We start from the raw sequence: 12,965 nt of genomic DNA, 5'->3' as shown, positions 1-12,965 counted from the left end.
GCCTTGCGAGATGGATGGCTTGTTTCACGTGAAACATGGATGGTCAGGGCCTGTTGTACTGGGGGTCGATCACTTACACTCAGGTCCATCTCCGCTTTTGGGCGGTATGCAATATTAGCGTGCCTGTGTTTGGTGGGGTTAAGTCTCAAAATGGTGATGGCCAAACTCGGCCTGAGTCAAACTTCGCCCTGTTTTTGAAAGGTTTGCATGTTCTTTGGCATCTCCGACTATGGCGCGTTTGTGGCCGCGATTGTGCTGTTTCTGGCTATTCCTGGACCTGGCAATCTGGCGCTGATCACCTCAACCGGAAAGGGTGGGGTGGCTGGCGGCTTGATGGCCACGCTGGGGGTAATAGTGGGGGACCAGGTGCTCATGTGGTTGGCGGTGGCCGGTGTTGCTGCTGTTTTGGCCACCTACCCAGCAGCATTTACCGCCATCCAGTGGCTGGGTGCTTTGTACTTGGCCTGGTTGGGCTGGAAGCTGTTGTCGGCCAAGCCGGGTGATGCGCCGGTCCTGAATATCCGGCCTCGGCAGTATTTTCAGCAAACCTTGGCCATCACCTTGCTCAACCCCAAGGCGATTGTTTTTTACATGGCTTTCTTTCCGTTGTTTGTCGATCCAAAAACGCACCTTGGACTGATCAGCTTTGCGGTCATGGCTGTGACCATTGCTGTGTTGACGTTTCTTTACGGGCTGTGCATGACTTTGCTGACGCACCACTTGGCAGAGCGCATGCGCGCTAACCCGCGCGTCGGTCGGATGTTTGAGAAACTGGCGGGTGTTTTTCTAATTGGCTTTGGCATCAAGCTGGCCGCTTCTAAATAAACCGGGGTACGACCATGGCCAAGATTTTTTGCATTGCGAACCAAAAGGGTGGGGTGGGCAAAACCACCACCACCGTCAATCTGGCCGCAGGCTTGGCCAAAGTCGGGCAGCGCGTGTTGTTGGTCGATTTGGACCCGCAAGGCAACGCCACCATGGGCTCAGGCATCGACAAGCGGCAGCTGGAATTGAGCGTTTACGATGTGCTGCTGGAGTCGGCATCGATTGCCGAAGCGGTCGTCAAGGCCGAAAAGTGCGGTTATGACGTGCTCTGCGCCAACCGCGAGCTGGCTGGTGCCGAGGTTGAACTGGTGCAACTGGAGCACCGAGACCAGCGCCTGAAAAACGCCATCGCCGAGGCAGATGCCGATTACGATTTTGTACTGATCGACTGCCCACCGTCTTTGTCCATGCTCACCCTCAATGGCTTGTGCTCGGCCCATGGCGTGATTGTGCCCATGCAGTGTGAATACTTTGCCTTGGAGGGTTTGACGGATCTGGTCAACACCATTAAACAGGTGCACGCCAACATGAACAAGGACTTGAAAATCATTGGCCTTTTGCGGGTCATGTTCGACCCACGCGTTACATTGCAGATGCAGGTCAGCGATCAGCTCAAGGCGCATTTTGGGGACAAGGTGTTTGACACCGTGATCCCCCGCAACGTGCGCTTGGCCGAAGCACCCAGTTATGGCTTGCCGGGTGTGGTGTTCGACCCGTCGGCCAAGGGCAGCCAAGCCTATGTGGAGTTTGCCCGCGAAATGGTCAAACGTGCCCCCACGCTGTGAGCCGAGAGATCCTTCGCGCCATGATCAATTTGACCGGTGACACAGGCGCAGGCTCACGCCAAAGCGCGAAAGGGACCTCGGTCAGCGTTTTGATCTTGCCCGGCTGGCATGGCAGTGGACCCGGTCATTGGCAAATGCACTGGGCGCGTGTTTATGGGTACACCGTCGTCGAGCAAAACGACTGGTTGCACCCCCTGCGGGGTGACTGGCTGGCCCGACTGGACGAGGTGGTCATCGATGCACCCGGTCCGGTGGTGCTGGTGGCGCACAGTTTGGGGTGCATTTTGACGGCGGCTTGGGCCTTGTTTTCACGCCACACCGCCCGCGTACGAGGCGCTTTGTTGGTGGCGCCCGGCGACGTGGAAGCGCCAGAGATGCGCGACCGATTTTCCGGTTGGACGCCCATCGTGCGCCAGCCCTTGCCATTCAAAAGCATTCTGGTGGGCAGCCAGAATGACCCCTATTGCCGCGCAGACCGTGCCCAGGCCCTGGCGCAAGATTGGGGCGCTTCATGGCTCGACTCGGGACTGGCCGGGCACATCAATGCTGATTCATCTTTAGGCGCCTGGCCTCAAGGCCATGCGCTCTTGCAAACCCTCATGAAGGAATGACCATGGTCACCAAAAAACCGAAAGGCCTTGGCCGCGGACTCGAAGCCCTGTTGGGCCCCAAAGTGGAAGACGCCCCGGTTGTGGCCAACAGCGGACAGCCCAGCCTGCTCAAGCTTGAGCAGATGGTGGCCGGCATGTACCAACCGCGCACCCGCATGGACGAAGGTGCTCTGTACGAACTGGCCGAATCGATCAAGGCGCAGGGCATCATGCAGCCGATTCTGGTCCGTCAACTCACCGATGGCCCTAACGCCGGCAAGTACGAAATCATTGCAGGCGAGCGCCGCTTTCGCGCCTCACGCCTGGCAGGTCTGGAATCTGTCCCCGTTTTGGTGCGCGATGTGCCCAACGAGGCCGCTGCCGCGATGGCCCTCATCGAAAACATCCAGCGCGAAGACCTCAATCCGCTGGAAGAAGCCCAGGGTTTGCAGCGCTTGATCAAAGAGTTTGGGCTCACTCACGAAACTGCCGCGAAGGCGGTAGGCCGCTCTCGCAGTGCCGCCAGCAATTTGCTGCGTTTGCTCAACCTGGCCGAACCGGTGCAGACCATGCTCATGGCGGGTGACTTGGACATGGGCCATGCCCGCGCTCTGTTGCCCCTGGACAAAGCGGCCCAAATCACGGCCGCCAACCAGATTGCGGCCAAAAAACTGTCGGTGCGTGAGGCGGAAAGTCTGGCCAAAAAACTGGGTGCCGAGTTCAACCTGGTCACTCAAAAGCCCAAGAAGGAGAAGTCGCGCGACGTGCGCCGGGTCGAAGAAGAATTGTCAGACCTGTTGATGGCCCAGGTCGAAGTGCGCGTTAAAAAACGCGTCAAACGCATGGGCAAGATGGAAGAAATGGGTGAGTTGAGCATCCAGTTCGGTTCGCTCGACGAACTCAACGGGCTGATCGACAAACTGCGAGGCTGAGTGCTCGTTGAAACAGGCTCAAAAATGGTCCCAGACCGTGTGGCGAAGTTTGTTTCGCGCCGATGGGTTTCTGCGCCAGGAAATGCTCACCATCTATTTGATACTGGTGAGCGGTACGACCTTTTTTGGGTATTGTTTTACACCGCTTGAGCCGGTGGCACAGGCCAATTTGGTGGTGTCGGTGTTGGCGGTGTGCTTGTTTGCGGTGGTCCGCATCCGAGCCATTTTTGAATACCTTGTGCACGCGGTGACTGCGCTCACAGTGGTGCTGATTGTTTATACGGCCATGTACACGGGTGGCATCAACTCCACTGCCGTGGTTTGGCTCAACGTGTTGTCGGTGCCGGTCTTGCTGATGTTGGGACGCGCAGCCACCGTGGTCTGGATCGGCATCATGCTGTTGGCCATTCTTGGCTTGACCGCGATGACATGGTGGGGCATTGTGGGCAGCCACGTGGATGTGTCTTCGTCGGTGGTGACCTGGGCCTATCTGAACCACGTACTGGCGCTTTTGAACCTGATGATGGGGGTGCGCATTTATGAACACCTGCACAAGGTTCAGCTGCGCAAACTCAACCAACGCAACGATGAGCTTAAGGCCACGCATGAAGCGCTGATTCGGGCACAGGCGCACAAGGACGAATTTGTGGCCGCAGTTGGCCACGAACTGCGCACACCCATGAATGTGATTTTGGGCTTTAATGGTGTGCTCCGCCGTGAGTTGGCTGACGAGCCCGAACCTTTGGCGGTGGTCGGGCACATCCGCCGTTCAACCGAACATTTGCTGCAGGTGGTCAACGACATCCTGGATTTTTCGCAATTGCAGGCGGGCAAGATGTGCCTGAACCGTGTGGATTTTGCCCTGCAGACCCTGCAAGACGAGTTGCAGCAACGAAACGGTGAAAAAGCACACAACAAAGGCTTGGCCTTGCATTTTGAGAGGGACGCTGATTTGCCTGCGCGGGTGCACGGCGACCCCAACCGCTTGCTGCAAATCCTGAACAACTTGGTCGACAACGCCATCAAATTCACCCACCAAGGATCGGTGACGGTGCGCATGAAGGCCCAAGGCGAGCGCATACGCTTGGAGGTGCAGGACTCCGGACGGGGCATTCCCCGTGAACGGCAGGTGCACATTTTCCGGCGCTTCGAACACGCCGATGAGCAAACCAACCGGGCTTTTGGTGGCACGGGACTGGGTTTGACGCTGTGCGAAAAACTGGTGACGCTGCACGGGGGCCAGATCGGTGTGCACAGTCATGAAGGGTCTGGCGCTTGTTTCTGGTTTGAGATCCCCTTGCAGGCGGCGCAGAGCATAGACCCGCGCGTGGCTTTGACCGATGACAACTTGAGCGACGAAGCCCTGAGCATCCTGGTGGTGGACGACAACAAGGTCAACCTGATGGTGGCACAGTTGCAATTGCAAAAATGCTGGCCCAATGCGCAGATCACCACGGTGGACAGTGGTGCCCAAGCGCTCAACCTGATCGACCAGCAGTTGTTCGATGTGGCCCTGATCGACATGATCATGCCTGACATGGACGGCATGCAGGTCACACGGCAAATTCGTCAGCAGTTTCCAGCCATTGCAGCCCGCATGCCCATCTTGGCACTCACGGCCAACACCAATCCGGTGGACCGAGAACGCTGCTTGGCTGCTGGTATGAATGAGGTGCTGCACAAGCCCATGGACACGGTCATGCTGATGCGCACCGTGGGCCATCATGTGGCTTTGGCGAGAAAGAGCCTGTCGTGAAAGCAATGGCCTGGTCAAGCGCAGCGATGGCCCACATGGTGGCACGTTTGCCCGCCCGTTTTCAAGAGGGCAAGATGCCCTACGTGTTTTTCTTTGTGGCTGTGCTGATCGCGGTGCTCTTGACCTACGCCGTGGTGAGCCCCTATCCCTATGCCAACGTGATGTTCAGCGGTTTTGCATTCTGCCTGTTGGTGCTGTTGGTCTTGACCAACCAAGGCTTTTCCCTGATCTGGGCGACGCATCTGGGCACAGGCCTGGGTGCGGTGATTTTGTTCTATGCAGCTTGGGTCACCGGGGGTGTTTATTCGCCACGGTTAGCCTGGATGTTGATCTTGCCTTTGACCCCTTTTTACGTGATCAACCGCAGGGCGGGCATTTTTTGGCTTTTGGTTGTGATGGTCTTGCAGCTGATCATGGCCGTGTCCAACCACTTGGGCTGGATTCAATCCTTTGAGACGGGCATGGCGCATGTGCCATCGTCTTTTTTGACTTACACGCTGGTGACGTGCGTTTTGATTGTGGTGCCCTTGATGTACGACCACATGTACCGCCAAGCGCTGGAAGAAAGCCGCGAGCACCAACGCGAACTGGAGGCCGGGCGCGAGGCGTTGGAGCATGCCTCGGTCATGCGCGAGCACTTCATTGCCACCGTGAGCCATGAGTTGCGCACACCCATGAACGCCATACTGGGCTTCAATGCGTTGCTGTTGGCACGGGTTCAAGGCAAGCCCGAAGCCCTCAAGGTGCTCAACCACACACGCCAGTCGGCCGATCATCTGATGACGGTGATCAACGACATCCTGGATTACTCCCAACTGCAGTCAGGGCAATTGGCCATCCAGCCCGAAACCTTTGAGTTGCGCCACACCGCAGAACATGCTTTCGAGTTGTTCAAGCCCCGCGTGGAAAGCATGGATCTGGAATACCGCCTGGTGTTGGACCCGGCCTTGCCCGTTTGGGTGTACACCGACCGCCATCGCCTGATGCAGGTACTGGTGAATTTGCTGGGCAATGCGCTCAAGTTCACGCACCAAGGCTCGGTGGTTTTGCGGGTGCGCTGGACCGATCCCGGGGTGGAGTTTTCAGTGCAGGACACCGGCATTGGCATCGTTAAGGAGCGGCAAGACCAGATCTTCAAACGCTTTACCCAGGCTGAAAACGACACGCAAACCCTGTACGGGGGAAATGGCCTAGGGCTGGCTATTTCACAGAGATTGGCCCAATTGCTCGGTGGTGAAATCGGCTTCGAGAGTGAGCCCGGTCACGGCTCACGCTTTTGGCTGCAACTGCCATTGACGCCGGCCACCCCACCCGCCAAGTCATCCGAGCGGCACCAGCAGCCGCTGCAAAGTGCCGATCGGGCCTGGACTTTTCTGGTGGCCGACGACCACCCCGTGAACCGATTGCTACTCAAACAGGTTTTGCAAAACACCTGGCCTCACAGCACCGTGCTGGAGGCGGTGGATGGGCAAAAGACGTTGGACCTGTTGCGCCAGCAAGCGGTGGACCTGGTCTTCATGGACATGGTCATGCCGGTCATGGACGGGATCGACGCCACACGGCTCATACGTCAGGACCCCATTGCGCGCATCAACCAGGTGCCGATTTTGGGCCTGACTGCCAACGTGAACCCTTTGGATCTGGCACGCTTCAAATCGGCGGGGCTCAGTGGTGTGATGCTCAAGCCTTTTGACCCTGAACAATTGTTCGAGCGCATCGAGCAGTTGCTGCTGCCCTGAGCCAACGCCCTGAGTGTGTATCCTTGTTATTAAGGATGGGATAAACCCGATAGGGTTTTTTTCCTGATCGACATCTAATCCACGATCAAAACCGCAAGCTTTCAAGGAGTGAGCATGTACCTCAGCGCAAAGCAAACTGTGCTGCTCGGCCAGATCATGCAAACGCTGGCCGAACCGCATGAAGAATTGGAAATCCGTGAAATCATGGGTGACCTGGTCATGCAATTGTTGGGTGCGCAGTTCTATGCCAGTTACGTCTGGCAACCGGGTTCTTTGAGCTTTGCACGGCCCACCCAGATCAACATGGACCCCATCAACCTTCGGGCCTATGAAAGTTATTACCAGTTTCACGACCCGATTACGCCCCAGATGCAGCGATACCAGGTGGCCGTGCGTGCAACCGATGTTTTGTCCCTTGAAGAGCTGAAAAAAACAGAGTTTTTCAATGACTTCCTGAACAAAGACGGCCTGTACTGGGGTGTGAACCTGTATGCCTGGCATCAGGGGCAGAATCTCGGCGACATGCGCATCTGGCGTGATAAGCGGCGTGAGAACTTTTCGCACGATGAGTTGCGTTTGCTGGACATGCTGCAACCGGCGTTTGTGACCGCACTGGCCAGGGCTCAACGGCCCGCAAAGACGCAGGACCTGCCACTCAATATCTTGTCTCAGCGCTTGACCCCGCGTGAGCAGGACACCGCGCGCTTGGTGATGCTGGGCATGCCAGACAAAGAAATCGCACGGGCGTTGCAGATCTCGACCACCACGGTGCGCACGCATTTGGAAAATGCTTTTCGCAAAGTGGGCGTGAGCAACCGCGCAGCCCTGGTGCACAAGTTGAGGGCCTGAGCGCGCGACCCTCCGCAATCCCGAGGATGGTGGCGAACAGAGGGGTTGCTTAGCATGAAGAGAACGTCCATCCGGGCGTTTCAACATCCAAGGAGACCTTCATGACCCCCAATACATCACGTCGACAATTTTTCAAAAGCACGGGCGCTGTGTCAGCCGCTGCCATGTTGGGCGGCGCTGGCTTGACCGCCTGCGGCGGCAGCAGCAGTGGCGTAGCTGCTTTGAGCGCAGACGAACAACTGGCGCTCACCGCCACGCAGGCCTTGGCCGCCTACAAAGCAGGCAGCTTGACCGCCACCGCGTACGTCACCAATTTGATCAACCGCGCCAAGTCATTGTCTGAGCTCAACGCCATGATCAGCCTTGACGAAGCGGGTGCACTGGCTGCGGCCAAGCAAGTCGATGCCGACCGCGCTGCAGGCAAAACCATGGGCGCATTGGCTGGTTTGCCGATTGTGGTCAAAGACAACATCAACACCAAAGGCATGAAAACCACGGGCGGCACTTCGTCGCTGCGCAACTTCACACCCAAAACCAACGCGCCCAGCTTACAAAAGCTGGTCGATGCAGGTGCCATCATTTTGGGCAAGTCCAACCTGCACGAGTGGGCCTTTGGCATCACCACCACGAACTTCACACTGGGTATTGACCCCATCACCAAAGAAGCCACGCGTCCAGGCAAAAATCCGTACGACACCAGCCGTATTCCCGGCGGTTCATCGGGTGGCACAGCCATTGCCGTGGCCGCACGCTTTGCGCCAGCAGGTTTGGGCACCGACACGGGCGGCTCGACAAGGGAGCCTGCATCTTTTTCAGGCATTGCGGGCTTTCGCCCCTCGGTGGGCGATGGCGCCGGCAAAGGCCGTCGTTATCCGGATGGTGTGAGTGACGTGCTTCCCATCAGCACCACGCGTGACACCGTCGGCCCCATGGCCCGAACCGTCGCAGACATCGCCTTGCTCGATGCGGTCATTACAGGCAGCGCTGTGCCTACAGCCAAATCGCTGAAGGGTGTGAAAATAGGTATTCCCTCTGCCTTCTGGAAGGATTTGGATGACATCGTGAAACCTGTCGCTGATGCAGCCAAGAAAAAGCTGGCAGATGCGGGTGTGGTGTTCGTGGAAGCCAGCACGGCCGATTTGGATGGCATCATGGCTCTCAACGACTCGGTCTCTTTCCCGATTGCGTTGCACGAGCCCGTCGCTGCGATTCCTGCTTACTTGAGCGCCAACAGCGCGCCAGTGACCACCGTTGCTCAAGTGCAGGCCGGATTGGCCAGCCCTGATGTGATCGGTGCTTTTGGCGCGATTGCGGGTGATGTGTTTGCCGCCGCTTATGACGCGGCCATGGTTCCCACGACAGGGGGCCGCGCGCAACTGCAAAAACTCTACAAAGATTACTTTGCTGCGACTGGTGTGGAGTGTGTTCTGTTCCCAACGACCCTCTTGGCAGCGCCCAAGATCGATGCAGCCAAAGGTTCCAGCGAAGTCAAGTACACAGTCGGTGGCGTTGCGAAAACGGGCGACACCTTTGGCACTTGCATCCGCAACACCGACCCTTGCACCAACGCCGGCATTCCCAGCCTGTCGATCCCTGCGGGTCTGACAGCGGGTGGCTTGCCCGTGGGCATGGAAATCGACGGCCCCTTGGGCTCAGACAGCAATCTGTTGGCCATCGGCATGGGCATCGAGGCGGTGTGGGGCTCACTGAAAGCGCCAGCGATCTGATCAAGACCGGTCTTGAGCCGGTTTGAAAGAAAAAAACGGCCAGGTGGGAAACCTCACCTGGCCGTTTTTTTGGAAGCGCTGGGTCAATCGGCCGTGAATCCCGAGGCCTTGACCACGGGTGCCCAGCGGGCAGCTTCTGAGCTGATCAGCGCTTGCAGGTCTTGCGGGCTGCCGCCACCGATTTCCAGGCCCATTTTGGTGAAACGGTCTTTGAGGGCCGGATTTTTCAAAGCCCGGTTCACGGCAGCATTCAATGTGGCGATCTGTGCGGAATCGGTGCCGCCCGGTGCAAACAAGGCAAACCAGCCCACGCCCACCAAATCCTTGAAGCCCGACTCGCGCAGCGTGGGCACATCCGGAAACAAGGCATTGCGCTGAGGGCCTGAGGTGGCCAGGATGCGGCTTTTGCCTGAGCGGTGCATTTCGCCTTGGTCCACCAAGGTGTCGATGCCCAGCGTGACTTGATCGCCGATGAGGGCCGTCATTAATTGCGCGCCGCCGTTGTAGGGCACATGGGTCAAATCGAGCCCGGTCTTCTGACCGATCATGACGCCAAAGAAATGCGGCAAACTGCCCGGGGCGGGTGAACCAAATGAGCCGGTTTTGGGGTTCTTTTTGAGCACGGGCACCAAGTCCGCAATGCTGCGAATCGGGCTGTCGGCCTTGACCGACACACCAAACTGGAAGTCGGCAATGTGCGCCACGGGTGCGAGGTCTTTTTGCGCGTCGTAATTGAGTTTCTTGAACACCAGCGGTGCCAGCACGGGCACCACAATGGGTGCCAGCATGACGGTGGAGCCGTTGGGCGGGGCATTTTTCAAGGCTTCTGCGGCGATGCGGCCACCCGCACCCACGCGGTTTTCAACCACCACAGGACGGCCCAATTCGTCTTTTAAGCGTTCGGCCAGCAGGCGTGCGGCCAAATCGGCCGAGCCGCCAGCGCCAAAACCCACCAATACTTTGAGGGGCACCGGGTCGTTGGCTTGCGCCAGCCCAGACAACAGCAGCAACACGCTGCCCAACCAGAGTTTCGTTTTCATCGCGCATCCTTGAGGTTCAAAAGTTAAAAAAACACACGAGATGACTTTAGGGTTTTCTGCCGTTAGCGAACACCCTCAAAATTGACGGTTGGTCAAGTTCAAGGCGCCCAGACAGCGGGTAATCTCTCTTGACCATGCCGTTGCATTTGTTAACTTGAAGTGCTAGTGAGAAGCCCCCCATGTACCTGAACACACAACGATCCAAAATGCTGGCAGACCTGTGCGCGGTGATGGCCTCGGACGTCTCGAAAGCACAACTGCTCCAGACCTTGGCGCAACCCCTGGCCCAGTTCATGCAGGCCGATCATCTGGTGTCTCGCCAATGGAATGCCACCACCCATCGCTACGCCATCTGCGCTTCGTACAACGTTAAGCCGTCCAGAATCCGGGCTTATGAAGAGCACTTTCAGTTTTGTGACCCCATCACGCCGCGCCTGCAGGCCATGCGCACACCGGTGCGGGTCAGCGATGTGTGTTCAGTGCAAGAGCTGGAGCGCTCCGAGTTTTACAACGACCACCTGCGTCAGGACGGTATTCACTGGGGCGTGAACCTGTACGCCTACCGTGGTGATGACTGTTTGGGCGATTTGGTCATTTACCGGGCGAGGGGACGAGACGACTTCAGCCGTCAAGACATGGCCTGCCTGAACATTCTTGCGCCCGTGTTCACGGCCGCAATGAGCCGACTGGACACCGATGAATCCACCAAGACCACATGGCTGGGCCATGACGAAGCCGAGCTGCGCCGCTTGTTGAGCGGTCCTTGTCAGCTCAGCCAGCGCGAGGCCGATGTGGTGCTGCTTTGCCTGAACGGTTGCTCAGACAAGGACATTGCGCGGCAGCTCCACATTGGCTTTACCACCGTTCGTTATCACCTGGGCCACGCGTTTGAAAAACTTGGCGTTCAGGGGCGCAACAAACTGGTTGCCCACATTGGGCAGCTTTTGCATCAGGCCTGAACCATCGGTGGCCGCGGCAGGCGTGGCAAAACCCGCTCAATGGCCGCCGCCACAGCCAAAAGGTGGCGATCCGAGCCCAAAGCGCCGTCCAGCTCCAGCCCCACGGGCAAGCCCTCGGCCGTCAAACCCGCCGGAAGGCTGATGCCAGGCAGTCCGGCATTGCTGCCAGGGTCGGTGTTGCGGATCAAGGTTTTGAATGTGGGCACGGCTTGCCCATGCAAATCCACCAGGTCGTCGTGACCAATGGGTGGGGCCGTCATGAGGCAAGTTGGGAAAGCCAGGGCATCCAGGCGGTGGTCGGCAAAATGCCTGGCGTAGTCGGTTTGCAGTTTCTGGCGACGGGCCTGTGCCGCAGCATAAGCGGTGGCCGTGACGCGTGCAGGGCCGAGTTGCCCAGACAAAAGCCGGGCCACGTCCGGGCTGCCTACACCTGCCAGCAGGGCGTCCATCGACAAGCCCTGCGCCTGGGCATAAGCGGGCAGGCTTTGCATCATTTCGAACATCACCAAGGTCGAACCCGTGGCGTCGTTGTGCTGTTTCAGCTCGGGCACATCCAAAGTCACGCACACAACGCCTTCAGCGACCAGCGTATCCAGCGCTTGCTCAATGACCGCCAAAACTTGCGGGTCGGCGCCTTCAAAAAAGTCCCCGCGCGGAATGCCCAGACGCAGGCCCCTGAGCGACACATCCGGCAGGTCCGCTGGGTCTTGAGCCAAGAGCGCGTCGAGCCAAGCTACGTCGGCAACGCTGCGGGCCATCGGCCCCACGGTGTCTTTGCTTGGGGACAAGTGCAAGATGCCTTGCGAGGCGTAGCGGCCCATGCTGGGCCTGAACCCGACCACACCACATAAGGCGGCAGGCAGGCGAACCGAGGCACCCGTGTCTGTGCCCAAGGCAGCGGGCACCATGCGCGCGGCCACGGCCACGGCCGATCCACCTGAGCTGCCACCCGGGATGCGCAGCGGGTTCCAGGGATTGCGACAAGCACCCGTGACCGCGTTGTTCGTGGTGCCGCCCAAGGCCAGTTCGTGCAGATTGGTTTTGCCAGCGATCAAGCCGCCCGACTGAAGCAGGCGCTCGACCACAGCCGCATTGCGCTGGGGCCTGGAAGCGAGCAAGGCCCGAGTGCCACCACTGGTGGGCAGATTAGCGGTGTCGATGTTGTCCTTGATGGCCACAGGTATGCCCGCCAAAGGGAGATGTTCAGATGGTGCACTCGAGGCCTGATCGAAGGCCTTGGCTTGCAGGACCAGGCCTTCAGGACCGCGGCTGATCCAGGCATTCAGAGAGGTCAGCCGGTCGGTTTGCGCAAGCAAGGCCTGGACATACTCCAAGTGCCCGAGTTGTCGCGTGCGCAGCGCTGCGGCCGCTTCCAGCAGCGTGAGTTCGAGGGGGTCCATAAGGCGTCAAGCATCAAAAACGGCTGACTCTAGGGTGCCTTTGAAAACTTGAACACCCCCATCAATGACGGTGTGCAAAAAATCCATCGTGTGCAGGCCCATACCGTGCTCGCCGGTGCGGGCGGCCATGTGACACCTTGGCCACCTGTCTCTTTCTCACCGACTCTGGCACCCACATCGGAACTCCTGTAGATCCAGCCCATTGAAGCCTTGGGCAACATGCAAAGGATGTGTTTTTGTAGACATGATGGATGACCTGCCCACCTGACAAACGTGGGTTAAGTTGATGGGTGCGAAACCTTTATCAACCCAGTGCCATAACTCAGGAGGCAGGTCATGAAACAGTTTAACGATATCTACGTG

At 58.3% G+C, this 12,965-nt stretch carries 12 protein-coding genes; 9 read left to right on the top strand and 3 right to left on the bottom strand.

The features are described from left to right. The first annotated feature begins 207 nt into the window (after window positions 1–207). From B9Z49_RS15625 to B9Z49_RS15590, 8 genes are all read left to right on the top strand, one after another. Complete coding sequence (locus B9Z49_RS15625) at window positions 208–825, top strand: LysE family translocator (RefSeq protein WP_108354371.1); 618 nt, start codon at window positions 208–210, stop codon at window positions 823–825. Between the two features lie 14 nt (window positions 826–839). Further along, on the top strand, window positions 840–1,610 hold the full coding sequence (locus tag B9Z49_RS15620) for a ParA family protein (RefSeq protein WP_108354370.1): 771 nt from the start codon (window positions 840–842) through the stop codon (window positions 1,608–1,610). A 20-nt stretch (window positions 1,611–1,630) separates the two neighbouring features. Further along, window positions 1,631–2,221, top strand: a complete 591-nt coding sequence (locus tag B9Z49_RS15615; RefSeq protein WP_108354470.1) for an alpha/beta hydrolase — start codon at window positions 1,631–1,633, stop codon at window positions 2,219–2,221. Window positions 2,222–2,223: 2 nt separating this feature from the next. After that, window positions 2,224–3,132 carry a ParB/RepB/Spo0J family partition protein gene (locus B9Z49_RS15610; RefSeq protein WP_108354469.1) on the top strand — a complete coding sequence of 303 codons (909 nt, stop codon included), beginning with the start codon at window positions 2,224–2,226 and terminating at the stop codon, window positions 3,130–3,132. Window positions 3,133–3,214: 82 nt separating this feature from the next. Continuing rightward, window positions 3,215–4,888 (top strand): ATP-binding protein, encoded by a 1,674-nt coding sequence (locus tag B9Z49_RS15605; RefSeq protein ID WP_108354369.1) that lies wholly within the window; start codon window positions 3,215–3,217, stop codon window positions 4,886–4,888. A gap of 5 nt (window positions 4,889–4,893) precedes the next feature. Next, window positions 4,894–6,627: an ATP-binding protein gene (locus B9Z49_RS15600; protein WP_108354368.1), complete on the top strand. Its 1,734-nt coding sequence runs from the start codon at window positions 4,894–4,896 to the stop codon at window positions 6,625–6,627. Between the two features lie 114 nt (window positions 6,628–6,741). Beyond that, entirely contained in the window at window positions 6,742–7,476 is a 735-nt protein-coding gene (locus tag B9Z49_RS15595) for a LuxR family transcriptional regulator (RefSeq protein ID WP_108354367.1), read from the top strand. Between the two features lie 101 nt (window positions 7,477–7,577). Then, complete coding sequence (locus B9Z49_RS15590; protein WP_108354366.1) at window positions 7,578–9,203, top strand: amidase family protein; 1,626 nt, start codon at window positions 7,578–7,580, stop codon at window positions 9,201–9,203. 83 nt (window positions 9,204–9,286) lie between these two features. On the opposite strand, the gene B9Z49_RS15585 is transcribed toward B9Z49_RS15590, so the two are convergent. Beyond that, the gene (locus B9Z49_RS15585; protein WP_108354365.1) at window positions 9,287–10,243 is read right to left on the bottom strand and encodes a Bug family tripartite tricarboxylate transporter substrate binding protein; all 957 of its coding nucleotides are present in this window, start codon (window positions 10,241–10,243) and stop codon (window positions 9,287–9,289) included. A gap of 179 nt (window positions 10,244–10,422) precedes the next feature. Here B9Z49_RS15585 and B9Z49_RS15580 point away from each other — a divergent pair, with 179 nt between their 5' ends. Further along, window positions 10,423–11,202, top strand: a complete 780-nt coding sequence (locus B9Z49_RS15580) for a helix-turn-helix transcriptional regulator (protein ID WP_108354364.1) — start codon at window positions 10,423–10,425, stop codon at window positions 11,200–11,202. Here the strand turns inward: B9Z49_RS15580 and iaaH are convergent. Next, window positions 11,193–12,602, bottom strand: coding sequence for an indoleacetamide hydrolase (iaaH, locus tag B9Z49_RS15575; protein ID WP_108354363.1), 1,410 nt, complete (start codon window positions 12,600–12,602; stop codon window positions 11,193–11,195). The two genes, B9Z49_RS15580 and iaaH, sit on opposite strands and share 10 nt — an antisense overlap. Before the next feature lie 6 nt (window positions 12,603–12,608). Next, window positions 12,609–12,731, bottom strand: a complete 123-nt coding sequence (locus tag B9Z49_RS22405; RefSeq protein ID WP_255418918.1) for a hypothetical protein — start codon at window positions 12,729–12,731, stop codon at window positions 12,609–12,611. Between the last annotated feature and the right edge of the window lie 234 nt (window positions 12,732–12,965).

It is taken from the genome of Limnohabitans sp. 2KL-51 (assembly GCF_003063645.1).
Lineage (GTDB): Bacteria > Pseudomonadota > Gammaproteobacteria > Burkholderiales > Burkholderiaceae_C > Limnohabitans_A.
The sequence above is the reverse complement of the archived record's forward strand: the minus strand, read 5'-3'. Positions and strand labels throughout refer to the sequence as shown.